The following is a 22,723-nucleotide window of genomic DNA, read 5'->3' as shown; positions in this document are numbered from 1 at the left end:
CGGGTGCGGTGTCCGGACCGGCCGGGAGCTCCACGGGTGGGAGTTCCTCGGGCGTCCGCGTTGACGGCGCGATGATACAGCTTTTAGTCTAAATTCAAATCAACGATCGAGGAGGCTCGTGATGACGACCGACGACCCGCACTTGGTCGTGGTGGGTGCTTCGCTCGCCGGGCTCCGTGCCGTCGAGGCTGCGCGCGACGCGGGCCACCAGGGTGCGATCACGCTGGTCGGGTCCGAGTCCCATCTGCCCTACGACCGTCCGCCACTGTCGAAGGCGTATCTGGACGAGGGCGACCTTCCTGCGGTGGAGTTCCGCGAGGAGGCCCACCTCCGGGACGAGTTGGGTGCCGAGCTTGTCTTGGGCGCGCCCGCGACGGCGCTGGACGGAGACGCCCGCGAGCTTCACGTCGCGGACCGGAGGATCCCGTATGACGCGCTGGTGATCGCGACCGGTGCGCGCGCACGGCGGCTGCCCGGCGACGACCTTCCGGGTGTGCACACACTGCGAACTCTCGACGACGCCGTGGCCGTACGGTCTGCGTTGCAGGCCGGAGCACGCACCGTCGTGGTCGGTGCCGGCTTCATCGGCTCCGAGGTCGCTTCGGGTGCACGCAAGCGCGGGCTCCCCGCCACCATCGTCGAGATGCAGGCCACGCCGCTGGTCCGGTCGGTGGGTGAGGAGATGGGCGCCGCCTTGTCGGCGCTCCACACCGACCACGGCACAGATCTGCGATGCGGAGTCGGCGTGGAGTCGCTGATCGGCGCAGACCGGGTGACGGGGGTGCGCCTCACCGACGGCAGCTCGATCGACGCCGATCTCGTCGTCGCCGGTGTCGGCGCGATCCCCGAGACCGAGTGGCTGGATTCATCGGGGATCGGGATCGATAACGGGGTGCTGGCCGACGGGACGCTGGCCACCGGCCTGCCCGGCGTCTACGCCGCGGGCGACGTGGTGCGCTGGAAGAACCCGGTCTTCGCCGACCTGCCCACCGGCGGGCTGATGCGGATCGAACACTGGACGAGCGCAGCGGAGCAGGGTGGGCTGGCCGCGCGCAACGCGCTCGACCCGGCCTCGGCGATGCCCTACTCGACAGTGCCCTACTTCTGGTCCGACTGGTACGACAGTCGTATCCAGTTCGTAGGTGTCGCGGCCGCCGACGAGATCCGGGTGGTGTCGGGCTCGGTGGAGGATCGCAAGTTCGTCGCGCTCTACCGGACGGGGGACCGGCTCACCGGTGCACTCACGCTGGACCGCAGAGCCGATGTCATGAAGTACCGCGTCCAGATCGGCCGCGGGACGAGCTGGACCGACGCGCTGGAGTTCGCCGAGAAGCGCAACGCGGCCGCGGCCGCCCGCGCCTGAGGCCCCGACCGTCGGGTACTCCGCAACCAGAACGAGAAGAGGAACTCATGGGTGAGGCCTACATCGTCGATGCCGTCCGGGCGCCTGTCGGACGTCGGAAGGGGGGTCTGTCCGGGGAACACCCCGCGGACCTCGGAGCACATCCGATCCGTCATCTGGTCGAGCGGACGGGGATCGACCCGACTGCGATCGAGGACGTCATCTACGGCTGTCTCGATCAGATCGGGGCCCAGGCAGGCGACATCGCGCGGACGTGCGCCCTCGTGGCCGGTCTTCCGGAGAGCGTTCCCGGAGTCACCATCGACCGGCAGTGCGGTTCCAGTCAGCAGGCGATCGCCTTCGGGGCTCAGGCCGTGATGTCGGGGACCGCCGATCTTGTGATCGCCGGCGGTGTACAGAACATGACCCGCTATCCGATCATGTCGGCCTGGCAGGCGGGCGAGACCTACGGCGATGGGGACCCGTTCAGCGGCAGCGCCGGATGGCGTGCCCGTTACGGCGACGCCGAGATCTCGCAGTTCCGCGCAGCCGAGATGATCGCCGAGAAGTGGTCGATCAGCCGAGAGGACATGGAGGCGTTCGCGCTCGAGAGCCATCGCCGAGCGCTTCGAGCCATCGACGAGGGCCGGTTCGACCGGGAGATCATCGCCTATGGCGAGGTCTCCGCCGACGAGGGCCCGCGGCGGGACACAACGATGGAGAAGATGGCCGAGCTCAAGCCGTTGGCCGACGGAGGGCGGGTGACCGCCGCTGTCTCGAGCCAGATCTCGGACGGAGCAGCCGCGGTCATGATCGCGTCTGAGACCGCGGTCCGGACGCACGGACTCACCCCTCGGGCTCGTGTGCACCATCTCTCGGTGCGCGGCGACGACCCCACGTGGGTGCTGACGGCGCCCATCCCCGCCACCGCGTACGCGCTGTCGCGGACCGGGCTGTCCATCGACGACATCGACGTCGTCGAGATCAACGAGGCGTTCGCGTCGGTGGTCCAGGCGTGGATCAAGGAGACCGGGGCGGACCCCGAGCGTGTCAACCCCAACGGCGGCGCCATTGCCCTCGGGCATCCTCTGGGGGCCACCGGGGCGCGGCTGTGCACCACGATGCTCCACGAGCTGGAGCGGACCGGTGCCCGCTACGGGCTCCAGACCATGTGTGAGGGCGGTGGCCAGGCCAACGTGACGATCATCGAGCGGCTCTGAGACGACGGAGGTCCCGGCTTCGAGCCGGGACCTCCGTGGCCGTCGTGGATCAGAGGAGCAGATCGCTCCTATCGTCGGCTTCGAGGATCTCGACGTACTGCGGGAACAGCTTCTTGGCCAGTGGTGACAGCGACAGCAGCTTGGCGACGTCACCCTCGACCTTGATCTTGTTCCGTGCCATCGCGAAGGGCAGATTGACCTTGCCCTGCCAGTAGGCGTTGGCCGTCTCGGTGGTCATGAGCAGAGCGGCATCCGGGGTCGGTCGGCCCGCATCGCCTCCCCGGTGGACCTTCTTCCCGGCCATGTCGACGACGATCGACGCTTCCGGCTCGGTGCACCTGGTCTCGAACACCATGGCGGTGGCGGCCATCTTGGGACCGAGCTCATCGTCGGCGAATCCCCTCTCGAAGATCGCTCCGACGTACTTGTACAGCTCGTCCTCGTCGGCGAAGCCGGGCATCGATGCCTCCTTCTCGTGATGTTCGGACCGGTCGACAGACCGGCCATACAGAGGCTCACAGGTTTTTAGTCTGTAGTCAATAATCGGAGAGGCGGTGGTCACGCGCCGCGAAACTCGGGCCGTCGCTTCGCCATGAATGCGGCCCGGCCCTCGGCGTAGTCGAAGGTCGACGCATGCCGCTGCTGCAGGGTTGCTTCGAGTTCGACCTGCTCGACCAGGGGGGTGTGGCACGCGGTGTTCAGCGCACGTTTCATGCTCGCGATCGCCACCGTCGGCGACACGGCGAGGCGGCCTGCCAGCTTTTCTGCGGCATCGTGAAGATCGGCGGTGGAGTGGACCGCGTTGACCAGACCCCAGCGCTCCGCTTTCTCAGCCGGGAGCTTGTCGCCGAGCATGCACAGCTCGTTTGCCCGGGTGATGCCGATCCGCTCGGCGAGGAACGAGGTCGCGCCAGCGTCAGGCATGACGGCGATACGCACGAAGGCGAGCAGGAAGTAGGCGTCCTCGGCTGCGAGCACCAGATCGCACGCCAATGCGAGCGAGACCCCGAGCCCGGCACAGGCCCCCTGCACCGCAGCGACGAAGGGTTTGGGCGCTTCCCGGACCGCTAGGACCACGGGGTTGTAGATGTCGCGCAGCCAGGACGACAGGTCGAGTTCGCCATCGGGGGTCGTGTCGCGCTCGACCTTCACGTCGGCCCCGGCGCTGAAGGCGCGGCCGGCGCCGGTCACGAGCACGACCCGCACGTCCTCGTCGTCGCTCGCGTTCCGCACGGCAGCCAGGAGTTGGTGGCCCATCTGCGGAGTCCACGCGTTGAGCGAGGCCGGTCGGTTCAGCTCGATCCGGCCGATCCCATCTTCGACCCGGTAGCGGATGAGTTCGTCTGATGTCATCTCGTCGCCTCCCTCGAGCTGCAGCGGCAGCGGTCGCGGCATCGCCATCCGGAAGGAGTCTAACCGTGGTTCGAATCTGTTGTCAGGGGCGCAGCGAGTGCAGCACCATGGATTGCGCGACGGCGATGAGCCGGTCGATGTCACCGCGTTCTGCGTCCCACCACTCGACGGTCCAGTTCAAGCAGCCGAGCACGAGCATGCGGGCGATGGAGGGTTCGACGTCGGGTCGGAGCTGGCCTGCATCACGTAGGTCCTCGATCAGCCGACGCCAGAGTCCCTGGTAGAGGTTGTTCTGCTCAGTCGCCCGGGCGAGGAAAGGTTCCGGGATCTGGTTGAAGTTCCGGATGACTGCACGGGCGTAGTCCGACAGCTCCAACTCGTGCCGCAGCTGGGCCTCGACGGCGGCAGAGATGCGGTCGGCCGGGGTCGCCGACGGCGGCAGTGCGTCGAGGACCTCGGTCATGTGCTCCCGCATCGTCGAGGCGCCGGTGACCATCACGGCCTCGATCAGGTCTTCCCGAGAGGGGTAGTAGTAGTAGATCGCGGGCGCCTGAATCTGTGCGAGCTCGGCGATGTCAGACAGCCGTGTCCCGGCGAACCCCTTGCGGCTCAGTACGTTCGCGGCTGCGTCGAGCAGCCGGGTCCTGGTCCGCGCAGACTTCGAGTCGGGATTGCCCACCTCAGGGGTTGCTGTGGTCGCTTTCCGTGTCACCGCTCAAGAATATGTCCTCGGATCCGCCCGATCGCGCCCCGGCCACTTTCAGTATTTTACTGTAGATTCAATATTGCGGTGCTCCGCTGGAGACCGCAGCCTCCGTGCACCCTGTTAGCCCTGTTCGGGCGGGAGGAGATCGTGAGGTGGACCGTGGTCGGTCCGTTCGGCTCGCTCCCGGACAAGCTTGCTGAAGGTCGATCGGTGCCGGCCGGTATGTCGACGCTGCCCCGGCGGAGGAGCCGTCCTCGCGGAGGGATCATCGTCGGCAGCTGGGTTCAGACACCATCCGGTCGCGGCTCTGTCGCCGGGGTCCCCCGTGGCGGCGGTACCTGACATGTGTCGGCGGGACCAGGTCCGGGCGCTGACCGGCTGAGTCGATGGTGAGACCTTCGTTGCAGAACGAGGAGATGCGCGGGGCCGGGTGGGGAGCGCCCGGCCCCGCGCTGGTCGACATCAGTCGTTGAGCTGGTGGTACGGCCAGTGGTCGCGGACATGCCTGGACGACATGGCGGCGTCGTGTCCGCGACGATCCGCCACCTGGAGGTCGTGAACAGCGAGCGTGAGGCGGGTGGCGCAGTGGTCCGGCCGTACTTTCTCGATCCGGAGATCCGAGGATTCTGGCATGCGACCATCTCGGCCTGCCGGAGGTTCGGTAGGTCCAGAAACGGATGACTCGGCCAGCCGCTCGAGGTGAGGGCCTGTCGGCCCCCTCTCGTCGGACTGTGCGGACGCGATGTCGGGAACGCCCGCGTGATCGTGTCCGCAGCGGCGCATCGAGCTGTCATGGAGGATCGGTGGTCGAGTCCGGCCGTTGTTCGCGTCGTCGGTTCACGTGGGCCGGCTGGCCGGAGGCGCGGCCACGAGTCCACGGCGGACCAGAATCTGCGCCGTCGTGATCACGGTGTGGAGCGAGCCGCGCCGGGGGTCCCACCACTCGCACGCCCAGTTCAGTGCACCGAGCACCAGCATTCGGGCGGCCCTGGGGTCGAGCTCGCGGTCGAGCTCGCCTGATGCTCTGGCGTCGTCGAGCAGTTCACGCCAGAGATCGACGTAGCGTTGCTGGGCCGCTACCTGTCGCGCGCGCATGCCCTCGGGCAGCTGCGAGGTGTTCCGCACGGCGGCGATGGTGTAGTCCGAGATGCGTAGTACCACCTGCAGATGCGCCTCGACGGCAGTACAGATCCGATCGATGGCGGGGGTGTGTGGCGGGAGCGCGTCGAGAGCGGCGCGGACGTGCTCCAGGTTGCGGACCATGCCCGTGGTCACCACTTCTTCGACGAGTCGCTCCCGCGAGGTGAAGTAGTAGTAGACGGCCGGGGCGCGGACCCCTGCCAGCGCGGCGATGTCGGTCAGCCGCGTGCCGGCATAGCCCTTCGTCGCGAGGACCTTGGCCGCCGCGTCGAGGATCCGTTTACGGGTCTGTTCGGCCTTCGAGGCCGGCTCCTCGACGTCCACGGTCGCCGACGTCGTGACGATTCGACGCGAGCGGTCCACAGTCCACTCCTTCGGTGTCGTGGTGCGGGAGCCGAGCTCGTCAGTACGAGGCCGGGAGGCCGAGGCTGCGCTGCGCGACGAAGTTCAGCACCATCTCTCGGCTCACCGGCGCGGTCTTGAGCATTCGGGCGACGAACCACAGATCGGCGAGCCCGTACTCCAGGGACATGCCGTTGCCACCGTGCGCCTGCATGGACTGATCGAGGGTGCGAAGAGACGAGTCCGCCGCGGCGAACTTGGCCACGTTCGATGCCTCGGCCGCATCGAGACCCTGGTCGAACAGCTCGGCGGCGCGGTAGGCCATCAGCCGCGAGAGCTGAGTCCCGATGTAGGCCTCGGCCAGTGGATGGGCCACTCCCTGGTGCGACCCGATCGGCACGTTCCACACCTCGCGCTCGCGGGCGTAGGAGCAGGCCTTTTCCAAGGCGTATCGCGCGATGCCGTTGCTGATGCAGGCGGCGGTGATGCGCTCCGGGTTGAGCCCGGCGAAGACTTGCCGGAGTCCGTTGCCCTCGGTGCCGATCAGAGTGTCACGTCCGACCGCGACGTCGTCGAAGAACACGGTGAACTGATGCTCGGGCTGGCGCAGTGCCGAGGGAATGTGCTGCCAGCTGAGGCCGGGGGAGTCGGTCGGCACGACGAACAGCGACAGAGGATGACGGCCGTGGCGGCCTGCCTCCGGACTCCGGGTAACGACGAGCACGGCGTCGGCCTCGTCGATACCGGAGGTCCAGTACTTCGTCCCGCGAATGCGCCAGCCCTCGCCGTCGGGGTGGGCCGTCGTCGTGATCTGGTGGCTGTTGGACCCCGCGTCGGGTTCGGTGATGGCGAAGGCCATCTTCAAAGATCCGTCCGCGATCCCGGGGAGCCAGCGCTGCTTCATCTCGTGGCTGCCGTGCTGGTCGATGATCGAACCGCAGATGGCGGGCGAGATGACCATCATCAGCAGCGGCACGCCCTGGGCGGCCGACTCCTCGACGACGACCGCGAGGTCGGCCATGCCGCCGCCACCGCCGCCGTACTCCTCCGAGAGGTGGACGCCGAGGAAACCGGCCGAACCGAGTTCCTTCCACAGCTCCGCTGGTTCTTCGTGGGCGTTGGCTCGATCCATGAAGTAGCCGTGCCCGAAACGGCCGACCAGCTTCGCCACCGCGGAGCGCAGTGCGGCGCGCTCCTCGTTGTCGGCGACGATGTTCGAGGCGTGCATGTGGTCTCCTCCTCCGGCGGTGGTCCTCCCGGGGACGTGCAGGCCGACGTCGTCGTCCGCCACCGCAAATTTTAATCCATCCTAGAGAACCGTGGTGGCGGGGTCAACGCACCCGCGCGAGGTCACGGCATCGATGACCCGCCCCCGACCGCGACCACCTGGCCCGTCACCTGGCGGGCCGCGGTCGGTGAGGTGATCCAGACGACCGCGTTGGCGATGTCGTCGGCCGTGGTGGGGCGACGCAGGGCCTGTGTCTTGAGCACGGACTCGACCTGGTCGGAGGTGAACAAGGACCCGGGTCCGCCGGCCCAGACGCTGTGCTCTCCGACGGAGGTGTCTTCCGGGGGCGTGACCAGGCCGGGGGCGACCACGTTGGAACGCACCCCGAACCGGCCGTTCTCCCGGGCGATCGTGCGGGCCAGCGAGATGAGTCCCGCCTTCGTGCTGCCGTAGATGCCCTGTCGGATCGCGCCGAACGCGGCATCGCTGGACAGGAAGGCGATCGCGCCGTGCTCGGCTCGCTTCATCAGGCGCAGCGCCGCCTGGGAGCAGTCGACCGCGGCGAGGAGGTTGAGATCGACGGTCCTGCGCCACAGTTCACGATCGGTCTGGTCGGTGAACCACCCGGGTCGGCTCCAGCCTGCGTTGTTCACGAGGACGTCGATCCCGCCCCAGGCCTGCTCGGCGACTGCCGCGACCCGTTCACCGGCGCCCTCCGAGGTGAGATCAAGCGACACCGCCGCGGTATCGGGCGCGCCGAGCCCCCGGACCTCGTCGGCCACCTGCTCGGCCTGCGCGGAGTCGATGTCGACGACGGCCACGCGGGCGCCCTCACGGGCGAAGGCGTGAGCGATACCGCGGCCGATGTTGGCGCCGGCCCCGGTGACGACGACGCGAGCGCCGGCATGTCCAAGATCCATGAGAGCTCCTTCGTCCGAAGTTTTCGACGTAAGATTAAGCAGTCGAGGGCGTGATCGCTGGTCGCTTGACAGGGCGCGAGTCCCGTGGTGTCCTGACCGTGCATCGAATCGGAATTAAAAACCGGTCCTCCACCACCGTGCAGGGAGCAGCAATGGCGCACCCCCGTCCTGCCTACGATGCCGTGTCCGTGGGCACCCTCGAGTTCTGGGCGCTCACGCCCGAGCAGCGTGAGCAACGGCTGGGTGTGCTTCGGCGGGAGCGCCCCGTCAGCTGGCAGCCGCCCGCCGAGGGCTCGATGTTGCCCCAGGAGGACGGAGCCGGGTTCTGGGCGATCACCCGCCACGAAGACATCCAGGCGGTCAGCAAGAACCCGGTCGACTTCTGCTCCGGGCAAGGGGTGATGATCGAGGACGTTCCCGATGACATCCTCGAGGCCGCGTCGTCGTTCTTGGCCACCGATGCACCGCGTCACACCAAGCTGCGCAAGTTGGTCAGTGCGGCTTTCACCCCGAAGCAGGTCAAGCGGATCGAGGACCAGATCCAGGACCAGGCTCGTCGGATCGTCGACGACCTCATCGAGGTGGGCGACTGCGACTTCGTCGAGCAGGTCTCGCGTCGTCTGCCGATGTGGACGATCTACGAGATGTGCGGCCTGGCGCCGGAGCGTCGGGATGCAGCGGCGCACGCCGCCGACGGCATGGTCTCCTGGGGTGACGAGGACGTCCGGGCGGGGAAGGAGCCTGCCGAACTCCTCAACAACTCTCTCATCACATTGATCAACATCGGGATCGACCTGGCGGAGGACCGTCGGGCCAACCCCCGGTCGGACCTGATGACGAACTTGGTGCAGGCCGAGGTCGACGGCGAGAAGCTCACTGACGAGGACATCGCGGCGTTCTTCGTGTTGCTGTCGGTGGCCGGCAACGACACCACCCGCAACACCATCTCGCGCACCATGCAGGCACTCACGCGTTTTCCGGACCAGCGCAAGATCTTGCAGCAGGATTACGACGCCACCATCGGTACCGCGATCGAGGAGTTCGTGCGCTGGGCGAGCCCGGTGATGACGTTCCGGCGGACCGCCACCCGGGACACCGAGTTCCGTGGGCAGCAGATCCGCAAGGGCGACTGGCTGGTCATGTACTACGCATCCGGCAATCGTGACGCAGACGTCTTCGAGGATCCGCTCACCTTCGACGTGCGCCGGGATCCGAATCCGCACGTGGCCTTCGGTGGGGGTGGACCGCACTTCTGCATGGGGAACATGTTGGCGAAGACCCAGATGCGGGCTCTGTTCGGGCAGCTGCTCGAGCGGGTGCCCAATCTGCAGACAGGCGAGCCCGTCCAGCTCGTCGGAAATTTCGTGGACGGCGTCAAGTCGATGCCGTGCACGCTCGAACTCTGACCTCATCGGAGAGGAGAACATCCGTGCGTGTCTGCGTGGACTACGACAAGTGCACCGGGTTGGGACTGTGCGAGTCACTCGCGCCCGACTTCTTCGAGGTCGACGACGACGGCTCCCTGCTCCTGCTCAAGGAGGAGGGCAGCGAGGAACAGCGGGCCGAGCTTCAGGAAGCGGTCCGTGCCTGCCCGACCGAGGCCCTGAGCCTCGAGGACTGAGGAACGATGAGCAAGCGCACGACTTTCACGTCGGTCGACGACCTCGCCGCGGCCAAGGGAACGTCTTTCGGCCCGACCGAGTGGGTCGAGATCGATCAGCGGCAGGTCGACCTGTTCGCCGACGCGACGGGCGATCACCAATGGATCCACGTCGATCCGGAACGTGCTGGGGACAGTCCGTTCGGCGGGACCATCGCCCACGGCTATCTCACGCTCTCGCTCCTGCCGCAGCTGATGGCGCAGCTCTACACCGTCGACAACGTGCGGATGGGGATCAACTACGGGCTGAACAAGGTTCGGTTCCCTACGCCGGTGCCGGTCGGACGTCGTGTGCGAGCGAGTTGCACCCTCACTGACGTCCGCGAAGGTGACGGGTTCGTGGAGAGCATCGTGACCTCGACGATCGAGGTCGAGGGCGTCGAGAAGCCGGCGTGCGTCGCGGAGAGCGTCGGTCGGCTCTACCCCTGATCAGGTGATCGAGGAGCAGACGGCGGCTGCCAGGCGCGGCCGCGACATCGAAGAGAGGAGCTGACCGTGGCGCTGACCGAGGTCACCGACGCCGTGGGGCCTGCCGGCAGGCCGAGCGGTCCGGCCGCGCGGTACGACGAGCTGATCCAGCCGCGTCGGGTGCACGGGTCGCTGTACACCTCGCCGGAGATCTTCGCCGATGAGCTGCAGCAGATCTGGTACCGAACCTGGGTCTACGTGGGTCATGTCAGCGAGATCGCCGAGCCGAACGACTACGTGCGCAAGTCGATCGGTCCGCAGGACGTCATCATGACGCGGACCGCAGACGGCGAGGTCCATCTGCTCCTGAACCGATGCGCCCATCGCGGAAACCTGGTGTGCGAAGCCGACGCCGGAAACTCGAGCAGCTTCCGCTGCCCGTACCACGGCTGGACCTACCGGAACAACGGCGACATGCTGGGCTATCCGTTCCACCAGGGCTATGGAGGTCGCAACAAGCTTGAACTGGGGCTTGGCCGGGTGCCGCGGGTCGGTGTCTACCAGGGCTTCGTGTTCGGCAGCTTCGCCGAGGACGGCCCGACGCTGGAGCAGCACCTCGGTGAGGCCAAGGGGGAGATCGACCGGCTGGTGAGGCTCGCGCCCGAAGGCGAGATCGAGCTGAGCGCAGGCTTCCTCAAGCACCGGGCGCGGGCGAACTGGAAGTTGTTGGCCGAGAACGAGACCGACGGCTACCACCCGCAGTTCGTGCACGCCTCGATCTTCAGCGTCGCCGAGAGCGGTATCGGGGCGTTGTACGGAGAGAAGTCGACCGCGGTCACGCGAGCCCTCGGCAACGGCCACAGTGAGAACGACCTGCGCCCCGAGTTCCGACGCCTGGGGGTGCCGCTCGGATGGTTCGGCACGACCGAGGAGAAGGTGCCGAACTATGTGAAGGCCATGCGCGACAGGCACGGCGACAGCGGCGCGGAGGAAGTCCTCATCGAGGGCGCTCCGCACGTCATGATCTTCCCTAACCTGTTCATCGCCGAGATCCAGCTCTTCGCGATCCAGCCTCTTGCCGCCGACCTGACCGTTCAGCACGTCACCGCGGTGCAGTTCAAGAGCGCCCCGGAGATGAACAAGCGGATGCTGCAGCAGTGCGTCGGCTCGGTCGGACCCGCGGGCATGCTGCTCGCCGACGACACCGAGATGTACGAGCGCAACCAGGCCGGTGTCGCGGAACTGCGGCCGGAGTGGCTCGATGTCCGCCGAGGCGTCGACCGCGAGGAGATCGACGAGCGTGGGCTGACCATCGGTGGTGCGACCGACGAGACCGGCATGCGTGGCTTCTGGTCCCACTACAAGCATCTGATGACCGAAGGACGTGTGCGGTGACCGAAGCGAGCACGACTGTCGGTGCGGTCCCCACCGGTCCGACGCACGCCACTGGTGACCATCCCACATGTGGCACCCCACCACTGGATCTGCGCGAGGTCGAGCAGTTCCTCTTCCGCGAGGCTCGTCTGGCCGACGAGCACCGCTACGAGGAGTGGGAGGCTCTGTGGACGCCGGACGCCCTGTACTGGGTCCCGGCCAACAACGACAACGCCGACCGCATGACTCAGATGTCGATCATCCACGACAACCGGAACCGGATCGCGACCCGAATCCGGCAGTACCTCACGGGCCGCCGGCACTCCCAGGTGCCGAAGTCGCGACTGCGGCGAGTGGTGTCGAACGTGGAAATCCTCGGTGTCGAGGACGGGGACACCGTGGTCGGAGCCAACTTCGTGCTCGTCGAGTCTCGTGAACGGGGCACCGAGATCTGGGCGGGTCGCTACACCTATCGGCTGCGCACGGTCGAGGGCGAGATCGCAATGGCCTATAAAAAGGTCGAGCTGGTCGACAATGCGCGAGCGATCGCGACGCTCGCGTTCTTGATCTGAGGACGAGGCGATGAATATTTCCCCGGACATCGTCGGCAACGAATTTGCCGAGGTTTCGATCCGGATCGACGATGAGGCCAACAGTCGTCGTCTTCGGGTGGAGGACCTCAAGACCGGGCGCGTGCGCTTTCTCGATGCACTCGAACTGGAGACAATCGTCTGGCTGCCGGAGGGGAACCTTCGGCGTCTGCTCGATCCCTCCTCCGATCGCTGGCGGGAGGACGCATGAGCCCGGAGGGAAGTCCCGTACTCCTCCGGATCGAGCAGCGCGAGCGCGGTCGCGTCGCCTACCTCACGCTCAACCGGCCGGAGGCCCGCAACGCCGTCACCGTCGCCCTCGCCGAGTCCTTGCGAAAGAAGCTGGACGAGGCGGCGGCGCACGCTGACGTGATCGTCATCGGAGGGGCTGGCGGTCACTTCTGCGCGGGCGGCGACTTCCACGAGGTATCTCGATTGCGCGAGGAAGGGCCCGACGCCCTGCGCCCGCTGTTCGAGACCTTCATCGAGGCCTGCGAGCTGATCGGGAGGTTGGCGGTGCCAGTCGTGGCCGCCGTCGAGGGCTACGCGATGGCCGGTGGGTTTGAGTTGGTCCAGTCCGTGGATGTGGCCGTGGCGCGCAAGGACGCAGTGCTCGCCGACAACCACGCGAATTTCGGGATGATCCCCGGCGGAGGCGGCTCCCAGCGTCTTCCGCGGCTGGTCGGGCTACCTCGAGCGCTCGGTCACATCCTGCTCGGCGAGCGGATCAGTGGCACGACCGCCGCTGAGTGGGGGTTGGTGCACCGCACCGCAGACGCCGACACCTTCGAGGCCACGGTGGAGGACGTCGTCACCGGCCTGCTCGCCAAGGACCGGGGAGCGATCGCCCGCATCAAGCAGCTGATCCGCGGTGGTGTCGAGATGCCTCTGGCCGACGGACTGCGGATGGAGACCGAATCGACCCTCGCCCACCTCGGCGGCGAGGACGCAGGGGCCGGAATCAGCCGCTTCACCGGCCGGCCCCGTGCAGAGGAGACATGATGAAGCTGATCGACTCCGGCCCTGTCCTGCTCAGCATCGACGACGACGGGCTCGCTCACCTCCGGCTCAACCGCCCGGACGCTTCCAACGGGATGGACGTCCCTTTCCTGCGTGCCCTCTACGACGCGGTGATGGTCGCGACAGGACGTCCCGAGCTACGCACCGTGTTGCTGACCGGCGAGGGTGCGAACTTCTGCGCCGGCGGCGACGTCAAGACCTTCGCAAGCAAGGGCGAGGCACTGCCGGACTACCTGCGTGAGGCCACGGCGTGGTTGCAGAACGTCGCCCAGGGATTGCTGGGGCTGCCGGTGCCCGTCGTTGCTGCGGTACACGGGTTCGCCGCCGGTGGAGGTGGCCTGGGCCTGGTGTGTGCCTCGGACGTCGTCATCGCCGGTGAGTCGGCGAAGTTCATGTCCGGTGCGGCACGTGTCGGCATGGCTCCGGACGCGGGCTCGTCGGTGACGCTCACCCAGATTGTCGGGGTACGGAAGGCTATGGAGATCCTCCTGCTGAACCCGACCCTCACGGCCGCCGACGCGTTGGAGATCGGTCTGATCACCAGCGTCGTCGCGGACGTTGAGTTGCAGGCCGAGAGCCTCAGGGTTGCGCGCTCGCTGGCGGCAGGAGCACCGCGCGCGCTCGGCGCGACGAAGAGGCTCGTCTGGTCGGGGCTCGGAAGCAGGGTAGAGGCACAACTTCCGGAGGAGGCCCGCACGGTCTCGGAGCTGTCCGGTACCGCCGATGCGCGTGAGGGACTCGCTGCGGTGCTCGAGCGGCGCGCCCCCACATTCACCGGGCGCTGAGCGGCGCGCGGACTGTTCGCTAGGGAAAGGAAGAGGACATGGCAGGCGTCGAAGGCCGCGTCGTAGCGGTCACCGGTGGTGGCAACGGGCTGGGCCGGGAGTACGCCCGCGTGCTGGCCGCTGCGGGATCCAAGGTCGTGGTGAACGACCTCGGAGGAGCGCGCGACGGCAGCGGTGGAGCGTCGGAGGCGGCGGACCAGGTAGTGGCCGAGATCGTCGCTGCTGGAGGCGAGGCTGTGGCCAACTACGACAGCGTGGCCACCCGCGAGGGCGGCCAGGCGGTCGTGCAGACCGCATTGGACAACTTCGGGCGGATCGACGGTGTCGTGGCCAACGCCGGCATCCTGCGGGACCGGGCGTTCCACAAGATGTCTGACGAGGACTGGGACGCAGTCCAGCAGGTGCACCTCTACGGTGGCTACCACGTCATCCACGCCGCGTGGCCGTATTTCCGGGAGCAGCAGCACGGCCGGATCGTCGTCGCCACGTCGACATCTGGCATCTACGGCAACTTCGGCCAGGCCAACTACGGCGCCGCAAAGAGCGGGCTGATCGGGCTCGTGCTGACTCTTGCGATCGAGGGTCGCAAGAGCGGCATTCGGGCCAACGCGGTGGCACCGATGGCCGCTACCCGGATGACCGAGGACATCGCGACACCGGACCTGCTCGCCAAGCTGGACCCGGCTCACGTCGCACCGGTCGTGGGGCATCTGCTCACCGATGAGTGCGACGAATCCGGAAGTGTCCTCGTCGCCGGCGGGGGACAGGTGCACAGGGTGCGCCAGTTCCAGACCAAGGGGGTCGCCTTCGCCGAGGTCCCTACGATCGAGCAGGTCGGCGACCGCTGGTCCGAGATCGTCGACCTCGACGGGGCTACTCCGGGTGTGAACCCCGTCGGCTGAACCCACCCGTCGGCGTGTCGGCAGCTAGACCGGCGACTCAAGTCCATCGAGCGCGAAGGAGAGGACGATGACGGCAGTGGCGCCGACGTCGGCAGAGGCACAGGACCCGGCGACCGTGGCGGGGCGCGAGGTGGCGAGACTGCGCGCAACGTTCGCAACGGGCCGCACACGGTCGCTGAGTTGGCGGCGACGCCAGCTCCGCGGAATCGAGCGGCTGGTCGGTGAGCGGGAGAAGGAGCTGGCCGAGGCTCTCGCGGCTGATTTGGGGCGCCCCGCCCACTACGCATGGCTGGGCGACATCGCCTCGACGGCGGCCGAGGCCGCCTACGCTCGTCGCCACCTGCGGAAGTGGATGCGTCGCCGCTCGACGACACTGCCGCTGAGCATGTTGCCCGGTAGAGGCTTCTACCAGTACGACCCCCTCGGGGTCGTACTGGTCATCGGGCCCTGGAACTATCCCGTGTACCTCACCCTCGGGCCGCTGGTTGCCGCGGTCGCCGCCGGAAACACGGCGGTGGTGAAGCCGTCGGAGCATGCGCCTGCGACCTCGGCACTGCTCGCACACTTGATCCCGCAGTACCTCGACCCCGAGGCCGTCAGCGTGCTCGAGGGCGACGCGGCGGTCACCCAGGCCATCCTCGGGGAAAGGGTCGATCTCGCCTTCTTCACCGGCGGCCCGGCGATCGGCAAGAAGGTGATGGAGGCTGCTGCGGCACACCTCACCCCCGTGGTCCTCGAGCTCGGGGGGAAGAGCCCGGTCGTGGTCACCGCAGATGCCGACATCGACGTTGCGGCACGCCGGATCGCCTGGGTCAAGCTGATGAACTCGGGTCAGACCTGCATCGCGCCCGACTACGTCCTGGTTGAGGAGTCGGTCAAGGACCGCCTCGTCGACGGAATTGTCGAGGCTCTCGAACAGTTCCAGATCGGCGAGCCGGCCGCCCAGCCGATCGTCAACCAGCGACAGCTCGACCGGTTGGCGCCCATGCTCGACGGACACGGCGGTCGACTCGCGGCCGGCGGCCGTCTCGGGGCCAGCGGACTGTCGATCGAGCCCACTGTGCTCGTCGATCCGGCGCCGGACTCCGCGGTGATGGGCGACGAGATCTTCGGTCCGATCCTGCCGGTGCTCGGCGTCCGGTCGCTGGACGAGGCGATCGACTTCGTCACCGCGCGTCCGAAACCGCTCGGTCTGTATCTGTTCACCGGCTCTCGGGCCACCCGGGAGCGCGTCCTGGCCGAGACGAGTTCGGGCGGGGTGGTGGTCAATCACCTGGCCATGCACTGTCTGGTGCCGCAGTTGCCCTTCGGCGGCGTGGGCACCAGCGGGATGGGGGCCTATCACGGTGAGTGGGGATTCCAGGCGCTGAGCCACCGCAAGGCCGTCCTCGCCAAGCCGGCCAAGCCCGACCCGAGCCTGATGTACCCGCCCTACGGACCGCGGAAGATGGCGCTCTTGCGTCGGTTCTTCTGAGTCCGAACACGTTGCGGCGCCCGGATTCGCCCGGGATCTGCTGAAGAAGGACCTCGTGCTCGACGCCGTGATCTGCGAGCCGCTCCGAACACCGGTCGGTGGGTTCGGAGGCATGCTCCGCTCGGTGCCCGCACACGAGCTTGCGGCCACCGTGATCCGTGAGCTGCGCGACCGGACGGGGCTGTCGGGGGAGACGATCGATGACGTCCTTCTCGGCAACTGCTACCCGACCATGGATGCACCGGCACTTGGACGCGTAGCGGCGCTCGATGCCGGACTCCCGGTCACGGCGACGGGCCTGCAGATCGATCGTCGGTACGGATCCGGCTTGCAGGCGGTGATCTACGCGGCGATGCAGGTCCAGTCGGATGCATCGAAGGTTGTGCTGGCCGGTGGGGCCGAGTCCATGAGTTCTGCGCCCTTCTACTCGACGACCCTGCGGTGGGGAGCGAAGGCCGGGCCCGGGGTGATGATGCACGACTCCCTATCGACGGGCCGACTGACCGCAGGCAGTCGGCAGCATCCGGTGCGCGGCGGCATGCTGGACACAGCGGAGAACCTGCGCTGCGAGTACGCAATCCCGCGGCAGGAACAGGACGAGTACGCGGTGCGCAGCCATCGACGGGCCGCGGCGGCGCGGCAGTCAGGGGTCTTCGACGACGAGATCGTGCCGATCGAGGTCCTGGACGGCAAGACGACGGTCCGTGTCGGGGCCGATGAGCACATCCGACCGGACGCGACCGTCGAGTCACTGTCGCGGCTGCGACCCGTGCTCGGGGCGGACGACGCGGAAGCGACCGTCACGGCCGGGAACGCCTCGGGCCAGAACGACGGGGCGGCGGTCTGCGTCGTGACGAGTCCCGAGACCGCGCACGAGCTCGGACTGGCCCCTTGGCCAGGCTGGTCTCCTTGGGGGGTCGGCGGAGTTCCACCGCGCACGATGGGGATCGGTCCGGTGCCCGCGGTCGCCCGCGCACTCGACGCGGCTGAGCTCGGACTCAAAGACATCGACCTCATCGAGCTGAACGAGGCATTCGCTGCCCAGGTCCTTGCGTGCACCCGGGAGTGGGGGTTCACCGCGAGCGACTTCGAGCGACTCAACGTGGACGGTTCAGGGATCTCGCTCGGCCATCCGGTTGGTGCGACCGGCGGCCGGATCCTGGCCACGTTGACCCGTGAGATGGCACGCCGCAGCGCCCGCCACGGCGTCGAGACCATGTGCATCGGCGGTGGGCAGGGGCTCGCGGCGGTCTTCGAGGCGGTCACGTGACCCGGCCGGGGCCGCTGACCGGACTGTCGGTCGTCGAATGTGCCAGCTTCGTGGCGGGTCCCACAGGTGGCATGACGCTGGCGCAGCTCGGCGCCGAGGTGATCCGCGTGGACCCGGTCGGTGGAGGGTCTGACCATCTTCGCTGGCCGCTCGCCCCAGGTGGGTCAAGTTTGTACTGGAGCTCGCTGAACAAGGGGAAGCGGTCGGTGGCCGTCGACATGCGGTCGGACGAGGGGCGCGAGCTCGTCACCGCGCTCATCGCCGCTCCGGGATCGGACCGCGGTGTCCTCATCGACAACGTCGTGGGCCGCCGGTGGATGGCGAACGAGGCGCTGACCCAGCACCGATCAGATCTTGTGCATGTACGCGTGCAGGGCTATCCCGACGGCCGCCCGGCGGTCGATTACACGGTCAACGCCGAGGTGGGCATTCCTCAGATCACCGGGCCGGAGGAGGGTGGCACACCGGTGAACCACGTGCTGCCCGCATGGGATCTGGTCACCGGGCTCAGCGTTTCCACCGCCGTTCTGGCAGCGCTTCACGATCGCATGCGCTCCGGAGATGGTGCGTTCGTCGAGATAGCGCTGGCCGACGTCGCGCTGGCCGGTGTCGCGAATCTGGGGTGGTTGTCCGAATCCGCCGACCGTGGGCAGGGGCGACTCCGCCACGGCAACCACGTCTACGGAAGCTTCGGAGTCGATTTTGCCTGCGCCGACGGTGAGCGGGTGATGGTGGTCGCGCTGACAGAGGGCCAGTGGACCGCCCTCAAGTCGGTTACCGGCACCGGCGCCGTCTTCGATGCGCTCGAGGCCTCGCTCGCTGCCGATTTGACCCTGGAAGCGGAACGCTACCGTCTTCGGGAGACCATCGCTGCGGTACTGAGGCCATGGTTTGTCGCCCGCCAGGGCAAGCAGGTACGCGACGAACTCGACGCCGCACGGGTGCTGTGGGGTCGGTACCAGGGCATGGCCGACGTCGTGGCGGCGCACGAGGACGGAGCGCACCCGGTGCTCGAGACCCTCGAAGTCGAGAACGGCGACACGTTGATCTCGGGACGCTCGCCTATGCGGTGGGACGGCGAGCACGGCAATGCGGGGGAACCGGTCATCCTGGGCCAGGACACCGAAGAGGTACTCGCCGACGTCCTGGGCCTCGGGCAGGAGCAGATCGGGCGGCTGCGGTCGCGGGGTGTGATCGACGGCCCGTGACTCGGGTCGGGCGCGGGCGCCGCTGACGCGCAGTCGTCTGGGACGGACGGCGCGATCAGCAGGAAGGCGCCTGCTAGTGGTTCTCGCGCGCCCTCCCGCCTCGGCCATGGCAGCGGTGGGCGGCGCGGCGACGCCGGCGTCATTGATCGGTGCTCGGATGCCGTCACCTCGGCCACGCTCGTCATCGCGGCGACGTCCAGACTGAGAACGTCGTCGCCGCGATGGTCCTCACGGCCATGGAGGAGGTCGGTGTCTTCGTCCTTGGACGGTCAGGTCGGGGGAGCAGAGGCGGAGGGCGGGCTGCGGTCGGTGTCGGTGGTCGGGATCCTGTCGCGACAGTGATCGCACGACGCCGAGTGCGGCCACCCGTGGGTGGCCGCACTCAGGCGATTCCACTGTCGGTCGAGGCGGGGAGCTCAGATCTGAGGTGCGGGCACGAGTCCGGACAGCATCGCTCCGGTGATGCCGCCGTCGGCGACCACGGTCGTGCCGTTCATCCAGGCGGAGTCGCGAGAGGCGAGGAAGGCGATCGCTGGGGCGATGTCGTCGGCCGTCGCATGCCGTCCGAGGAACGCCTTGACCCCGTCGAGGGTGTCCTTGCCCATGCTCTCCTCGAAGTCGGCGAGGATCGGTGTCTCGACCGGCCCAGGCAGTACGGCGTTGATGCGCAGGTCGTTCATCTCACGAACGGCACCACCCATGGCCAGGGTGTAGACGGTGGCTGCCTCTTTAGAGAAGTTGTAGATGTTGCCCTGCTGGGGGTGCTCGGCGAACCACTTGACGCCCTCGTCGAATGACTCGGTCGAGAGTAGGTCCTTGATCACGTCGAGCCGCTCGGCCCACTGGAAACCAGCGGTCGACGAGACGATGACGATCGACCCGCCCGGGTTGAGCCGGTCGAACATCGACTCGGTCAGGTGGCGCATGCCGAGAAAGTTGACCTTGAAGACGAACTCGCCGGGCAGTGTTCCGGGAACCCCCGCCACGTTTGCGAGCACATCGAAGGATCCGTCGATCTCCTGGAGCGCCGTATCGATGCTCGCCGGGTCGGCCAGATCGAGCGCGACGTGCTGTTCGACCGCCAGGTCGGGGGTGTTGCGGTCCAGGCTCACGACGCTCGCGCCACCGTTGACGAGCAGGCGGGCGACCGCCGCGCCGATACCGGACGCCGTGCCGGTCACCAGACAACGCAGTCCGTTCAGATCCATGACTCTCCTTGCAGTGGGGTGGTGCCGGTCGTGGTCACGGCCGGCGTGCGCTGGTCAAGCCCGGAAACGCGCGGCGATGTCGCGTCCGACGATCTCTTTCATGATCTCGGTCGTTCCGCCGTAGATGGTCTGGATCCGCGTGTCCGCGAACGCCCTGGCCACGGGGTACTCGAGCATGAAGCCGTATCCGCCGTGCAGTTGCACGCAGCGGTCGGTGATCTGCTTCTGCAACTCGCTCAGGTACCACTTGCCCTTCGCGGCTTCCACGGCGCTGAGCTCGCCGGCGTTGAAGGCGCTCACGCAGCGGTCGACGTAGGTCTCCGCGACGTCGAGTTGTGTCTCCATCTCCGCGAGTGTGAAACGCGAGTTCTGGAAGTCTCCGATCGCCTTCCCGAACGCCTGCCGTTCGAAGCAGTAGCGTGCGGTGAGGTCGTAGACGGCGCGGGCGCCGGTGTAGGCCGACGCGATGATTCCGAGTCGTTCGTGGGGCAGGTGGCTCATGAGGTGCATGAGTCCCTGCCCTTCGGTGCCGAGCAGATTCTCGGAGGGGAGGCGAACGTTGTCGAAGAACAGCTCGCCGGTGTCCTGGCCGTGCATGCCGACCTTCTCCAGTCGCCGGCCGCGCTGGAAGCCCAGCGTGTCCCGCTCCACGACGAACAGACTGAAACCACGCGATCCGGCGTCCGGGTCGGTCCGGGCCGCAACGATGACGAAGTCGGCGCTCAGCGCGCTGGAGATGAAGGTCTTCTGGCCGTCCAGGATCCAGCCGTCGCCATCGCGCTTGGCGGAGGTCCGGATCCCTTGTAGGTCACTTCCGGTCCCCGGCTCGGTCATGGCGAGGGCGCCGATCGACTCGCCGCGTGCGAAGGGGATCAACCAGCGCTTCTTCTGGTCGTCGGTCGTCAGGTCCAGCAGGTAGGACAGGACGAGATCGTCCTGGAGCCCGAGGGTCATACCAAGAGACGTCGCGCCCACGCGTGCGATCTCCTCGTTGACCACCATCCGGAACCGGTAGTCCGTCTCGCCGGAGCCGCCGAACTCGGGGGGCACGGCCAGCGCATAGATTCCGGCCTCGGCCGCCTTCGGGAAGAGCGAACGGTCGATGGCCCCCGCCCTCTCCCAGTCGAGGAAGTGAGGTTCGACCTCCCGGGCCAGGAACTCCCGCACGGTGTCGCGGTAGTGCCGGTGGTCGTCGTCGTAGAGCGTGCGCCGCATGCCGGACCTCCTCGTCAGGTTCTTAACAGAGAATAGATTAACCGACCGGGATCACACCAGGCCGTGGGTCCGGGGTGGTGGCCCGACAGCGTCGCCTCCGCGATCGTTACGGCGCCGGCGTCTCGTGTCGCGGAGCCGGTCGTCCTGGCCTGGGGCTCGCCGAAGTGCGATCGTCCGCACAGTCTGCGCCCAGCGCGGCCGCGCTCAGTGCCCTGATCTCGTCGGTGATGAGCGGGCGGATCGTGAGGCGTCGGAAGCGGACGACGTCGTTCACGACTCCTCGTGCCGCGGTCACGCGCAGCCGCGCGGCCGATGCGGTGAGATCAGTCCGAACCTCGCGCAGCGTCGACGCCCAGAGGTCGATGTCGGCAGTCACGGTCGCTGCGATCTGCCGGGCATCGGCGCGCGGGAGGTTGACGGCTTCGTCGATGTAGACGGCGAAGAGGTCGCGATGGTCGAGTGCAAGTCGGACGTAGCCCTGGAGCAGAGCGTCGAGCCGACGTTGCGGATCGTTCTCGGCACGGACGCGGTCGGTGGACAGATGTGCTGCGGCCCTCCTGAACGCTTCGGTGAGCAGGGCCGCCTTGGTGGCGAAGTGGTGGTAGATACTGGGTCCGGCGATGCCGACTTCTGCGCCGATGTCGTCGATACTGACCGCGGAGTATCCGCGAGCCGCAAACAGCTCGATGGCTCGTACGAGAACCTGCTCCTCGCGGGTGGTGGAGACCGTGCGCGACGGCGTCGAGTACGACGGACCCCGGTCGGGTAGAGGGGTGTGTGCGACGGCGGCGGCGATCGAGGCGAGATCTCGCCGGTGCACCTTTGTCGCCGGGCGTCGGTACAGCGACGGGGTCGCCAAGGCGGCCAGGACTGCGGTCACGACCAGGTGTCGGTCTGCGGCTCCGAGATCGGGGCGCTCCTGACCGATCCGTTCGCCGAGCGTAGCGACGATGCCGCGGAAACGGACCTCCACCGACGCCCGTGCGTCGGTGTCGGCGAACTTCAGATCCCGCTGCAGCAGAACCCAGAGCTCGCGGTGGCCGACCGCGGCATCGGCGAGGCAGAGGATCAGCGCGTCGAGCGAGGCGTGTCGCGCGCGGTCCAGCGCGCTTTCGACACCGTCGAGGGCGTAGGTGATCGAACCGAGCAGCAGGTCCTGCTTGTTGCGGAAGTGCCGATAGATCGCCGGGGGTGTCATGCCGACCCGCGAGGCGACGTCGGCGAGGGAGACACCGTGGAAACCACGGGCGTGGAACAAGGGGGTCGCGACCGCCGCGAGTTCGGGTCGTCGGTCCTGTGCGGCGCTTCGTCGCCCCGATCGTGGGCCGGATCCGGCCATCGTGCCTCCTGGTGGTGGT

23 protein-coding genes are annotated in these 22,723 nt (G+C 67.7%); 14 read left to right on the top strand and 9 right to left on the bottom strand.

What is annotated here, in order from left to right; translation table 11 throughout:
- The first annotated feature begins 121 nt into the window (after positions 1-121).
- Positions 122-1,363 (top strand): NAD(P)/FAD-dependent oxidoreductase, encoded by a 1,242-nt coding sequence (locus AD017_RS28440; protein ID WP_060576701.1) that lies wholly within the window; start codon positions 122-124, stop codon positions 1,361-1,363.
- Positions 1,364-1,410: 47 nt separating this feature from the next.
- Entirely contained in the window at positions 1,411-2,562 is a 1,152-nt protein-coding gene (locus AD017_RS28435) for an acetyl-CoA C-acetyltransferase (RefSeq protein WP_060576700.1), read from the top strand.
- A gap of 49 nt (positions 2,563-2,611) precedes the next feature.
- Here the strand turns inward: AD017_RS28435 and AD017_RS28430 are convergent, their stop codons facing one another.
- The 6 genes from AD017_RS28430 to AD017_RS28405 form a co-directional block, all read right to left on the bottom strand.
- Positions 2,612-3,022, bottom strand: coding sequence for an SCP2 sterol-binding domain-containing protein (locus tag AD017_RS28430; protein WP_060576699.1), 411 nt, complete (start codon positions 3,020-3,022; stop codon positions 2,612-2,614).
- A gap of 98 nt (positions 3,023-3,120) precedes the next feature.
- Entirely contained in the window at positions 3,121-3,963 is an 843-nt protein-coding gene (locus AD017_RS28425) for an enoyl-CoA hydratase-related protein (protein ID WP_227012963.1), read from the bottom strand.
- A 34-nt stretch (positions 3,964-3,997) separates the two neighbouring features.
- Positions 3,998-4,627 carry a TetR/AcrR family transcriptional regulator gene (locus tag AD017_RS28420; RefSeq protein WP_060576698.1) on the bottom strand — a complete coding sequence of 210 codons (630 nt, stop codon included), beginning with the start codon at positions 4,625-4,627 and terminating at the stop codon, positions 3,998-4,000.
- Positions 4,628-5,458: 831 nt separating this feature from the next.
- A complete protein-coding gene (locus AD017_RS28415; RefSeq protein WP_227012961.1) occupies positions 5,459-6,124 on the bottom strand; it encodes a TetR/AcrR family transcriptional regulator in 666 nt (221 codons plus the stop codon).
- 40 nt (positions 6,125-6,164) lie between these two features.
- Positions 6,165-7,331, bottom strand: a complete 1,167-nt coding sequence (locus AD017_RS28410) for an acyl-CoA dehydrogenase family protein (RefSeq protein WP_060577427.1) — start codon at positions 7,329-7,331, stop codon at positions 6,165-6,167.
- Between the two features lie 122 nt (positions 7,332-7,453).
- Complete coding sequence (locus tag AD017_RS28405; RefSeq protein ID WP_060576697.1) at positions 7,454-8,251, bottom strand: SDR family NAD(P)-dependent oxidoreductase; 798 nt, start codon at positions 8,249-8,251, stop codon at positions 7,454-7,456.
- A gap of 152 nt (positions 8,252-8,403) precedes the next feature.
- Here AD017_RS28405 and AD017_RS28400 point away from each other — a divergent pair, with 152 nt between their 5' ends.
- From AD017_RS28400 to AD017_RS28345, 12 genes are all read left to right on the top strand, one after another.
- A complete protein-coding gene (locus tag AD017_RS28400) occupies positions 8,404-9,657 on the top strand; it encodes a cytochrome P450 (RefSeq protein ID WP_060576696.1) in 1,254 nt (417 codons plus the stop codon).
- 23 nt (positions 9,658-9,680) lie between these two features.
- Positions 9,681-9,872 (top strand): ferredoxin, encoded by a 192-nt coding sequence (locus AD017_RS28395; protein ID WP_060576695.1) that lies wholly within the window; start codon positions 9,681-9,683, stop codon positions 9,870-9,872.
- 6 nt (positions 9,873-9,878) lie between these two features.
- Positions 9,879-10,340: a MaoC family dehydratase gene (locus AD017_RS28390; RefSeq protein WP_060576694.1), complete on the top strand. Its 462-nt coding sequence runs from the start codon at positions 9,879-9,881 to the stop codon at positions 10,338-10,340.
- Positions 10,341-10,412: 72 nt separating this feature from the next.
- Complete coding sequence (locus AD017_RS28385; RefSeq protein ID WP_193427378.1) at positions 10,413-11,714, top strand: Rieske 2Fe-2S domain-containing protein; 1,302 nt, start codon at positions 10,413-10,415, stop codon at positions 11,712-11,714.
- Positions 11,715-11,797: 83 nt separating this feature from the next.
- Positions 11,798-12,265: an aromatic-ring-hydroxylating dioxygenase subunit beta gene (locus AD017_RS28380; RefSeq protein ID WP_060577425.1), complete on the top strand. Its 468-nt coding sequence runs from the start codon at positions 11,798-11,800 to the stop codon at positions 12,263-12,265.
- A gap of 10 nt (positions 12,266-12,275) precedes the next feature.
- Complete coding sequence (locus AD017_RS28375) at positions 12,276-12,494, top strand: hypothetical protein (RefSeq protein ID WP_060576693.1); 219 nt, start codon at positions 12,276-12,278, stop codon at positions 12,492-12,494.
- Entirely contained in the window at positions 12,491-13,285 is a 795-nt protein-coding gene (locus AD017_RS28370; protein ID WP_060576692.1) for an enoyl-CoA hydratase/isomerase family protein, read from the top strand. The genes AD017_RS28375 and AD017_RS28370 overlap by 4 nt, the downstream gene beginning before the upstream one ends.
- Positions 13,282-14,088 carry an enoyl-CoA hydratase-related protein gene (locus AD017_RS28365; RefSeq protein WP_060576691.1) on the top strand — a complete coding sequence of 269 codons (807 nt, stop codon included), beginning with the start codon at positions 13,282-13,284 and terminating at the stop codon, positions 14,086-14,088. The genes AD017_RS28370 and AD017_RS28365 overlap by 4 nt, the downstream gene beginning before the upstream one ends.
- Positions 14,089-14,126: 38 nt before the next feature.
- Positions 14,127-14,990, top strand: coding sequence for an SDR family oxidoreductase (locus tag AD017_RS28360; RefSeq protein ID WP_060576690.1), 864 nt, complete (start codon positions 14,127-14,129; stop codon positions 14,988-14,990).
- 67 nt (positions 14,991-15,057) lie between these two features.
- The gene (locus AD017_RS28355; RefSeq protein ID WP_060576689.1) at positions 15,058-16,464 is read left to right on the top strand and encodes an aldehyde dehydrogenase family protein; all 1,407 of its coding nucleotides are present in this window, start codon (positions 15,058-15,060) and stop codon (positions 16,462-16,464) included.
- 55 nt (positions 16,465-16,519) lie between these two features.
- Entirely contained in the window at positions 16,520-17,734 is a 1,215-nt protein-coding gene (locus AD017_RS28350; protein ID WP_060576688.1) for an acetyl-CoA C-acetyltransferase, read from the top strand.
- A gap of 71 nt (positions 17,735-17,805) precedes the next feature.
- The gene (locus AD017_RS28345; protein WP_369822009.1) at positions 17,806-18,942 is read left to right on the top strand and encodes a CoA transferase; all 1,137 of its coding nucleotides are present in this window, start codon (positions 17,806-17,808) and stop codon (positions 18,940-18,942) included.
- 416 nt (positions 18,943-19,358) lie between these two features.
- Here AD017_RS28345 and AD017_RS28340 read toward each other — a convergent pair whose 3' ends face one another.
- The 3 genes from AD017_RS28340 to AD017_RS28330 form a co-directional block, all read right to left on the bottom strand.
- Entirely contained in the window at positions 19,359-20,150 is a 792-nt protein-coding gene (locus AD017_RS28340; protein ID WP_060576686.1) for a coniferyl-alcohol dehydrogenase, read from the bottom strand.
- 54 nt (positions 20,151-20,204) lie between these two features.
- Positions 20,205-21,365, bottom strand: coding sequence for an acyl-CoA dehydrogenase family protein (locus tag AD017_RS28335; protein WP_060576685.1), 1,161 nt, complete (start codon positions 21,363-21,365; stop codon positions 20,205-20,207).
- Between the two features lie 106 nt (positions 21,366-21,471).
- Positions 21,472-22,704: a TetR/AcrR family transcriptional regulator gene (locus tag AD017_RS28330; protein ID WP_082538531.1), complete on the bottom strand. Its 1,233-nt coding sequence runs from the start codon at positions 22,702-22,704 to the stop codon at positions 21,472-21,474.
- Between the last annotated feature and the right edge of the window lie 19 nt (positions 22,705-22,723).

Origin of the sequence: Pseudonocardia sp. EC080619-01, assembly GCF_001420995.1 — a bacterium.
In the GTDB taxonomy this organism is placed as follows: domain Bacteria; phylum Actinomycetota; class Actinomycetes; order Mycobacteriales; family Pseudonocardiaceae; genus Pseudonocardia.
Note: the sequence above shows the minus strand (reverse complement) of the source record. Positions and strands in the feature narration are given on the sequence as shown.

Bases quoted from the DNA above. Each gene is read 5' to 3' on its own strand.
- AD017_RS28440 (WP_060576701.1), top strand. From the start codon at position 122: ATGACGACCGACGACCCGCACTTGGTCGTGGTGGGTGCTTCGCTCGCC.
- AD017_RS28435 (WP_060576700.1), top strand. From the start codon at position 1,411: ATGGGTGAGGCCTACATCGTCGATGCCGTCCGGGCGCCTGTCGGACGT.
- AD017_RS28430 (WP_060576699.1), bottom strand. From the start codon at position 3,022: ATGCCCGGCTTCGCCGACGAGGACGAGCTGTACAAGTACGTCGGAGCG.
- AD017_RS28425 (WP_227012963.1), bottom strand. From the start codon at position 3,963: ATGGCGATGCCGCGACCGCTGCCGCTGCAGCTCGAGGGAGGCGACGAG.
- AD017_RS28410 (WP_060577427.1), bottom strand. From the start codon at position 7,331: ATGCACGCCTCGAACATCGTCGCCGACAACGAGGAGCGCGCCGCACTG.
- AD017_RS28405 (WP_060576697.1), bottom strand. From the start codon at position 8,251: ATGGATCTTGGACATGCCGGCGCTCGCGTCGTCGTCACCGGGGCCGGC.
- AD017_RS28400 (WP_060576696.1), top strand. From the start codon at position 8,404: ATGGCGCACCCCCGTCCTGCCTACGATGCCGTGTCCGTGGGCACCCTC.
- AD017_RS28390 (WP_060576694.1), top strand. From the start codon at position 9,879: ATGAGCAAGCGCACGACTTTCACGTCGGTCGACGACCTCGCCGCGGCC.
- AD017_RS28375 (WP_060576693.1), top strand. From the start codon at position 12,276: ATGAATATTTCCCCGGACATCGTCGGCAACGAATTTGCCGAGGTTTCG.
- AD017_RS28370 (WP_060576692.1), top strand. From the start codon at position 12,491: ATGAGCCCGGAGGGAAGTCCCGTACTCCTCCGGATCGAGCAGCGCGAG.
- AD017_RS28365 (WP_060576691.1), top strand. From the start codon at position 13,282: ATGATGAAGCTGATCGACTCCGGCCCTGTCCTGCTCAGCATCGACGAC.
- AD017_RS28360 (WP_060576690.1), top strand. From the start codon at position 14,127: ATGGCAGGCGTCGAAGGCCGCGTCGTAGCGGTCACCGGTGGTGGCAAC.
- AD017_RS28355 (WP_060576689.1), top strand. From the start codon at position 15,058: ATGACGGCAGTGGCGCCGACGTCGGCAGAGGCACAGGACCCGGCGACC.
- AD017_RS28345 (WP_369822009.1), top strand. From the start codon at position 17,806: ATGACGCTGGCGCAGCTCGGCGCCGAGGTGATCCGCGTGGACCCGGTC.
- AD017_RS28340 (WP_060576686.1), bottom strand. From the start codon at position 20,150: ATGGATCTGAACGGACTGCGTTGTCTGGTGACCGGCACGGCGTCCGGT.
- AD017_RS28335 (WP_060576685.1), bottom strand. From the start codon at position 21,365: ATGCGGCGCACGCTCTACGACGACGACCACCGGCACTACCGCGACACC.
- AD017_RS28330 (WP_082538531.1), bottom strand. From the start codon at position 22,704: ATGGCCGGATCCGGCCCACGATCGGGGCGACGAAGCGCCGCACAGGAC.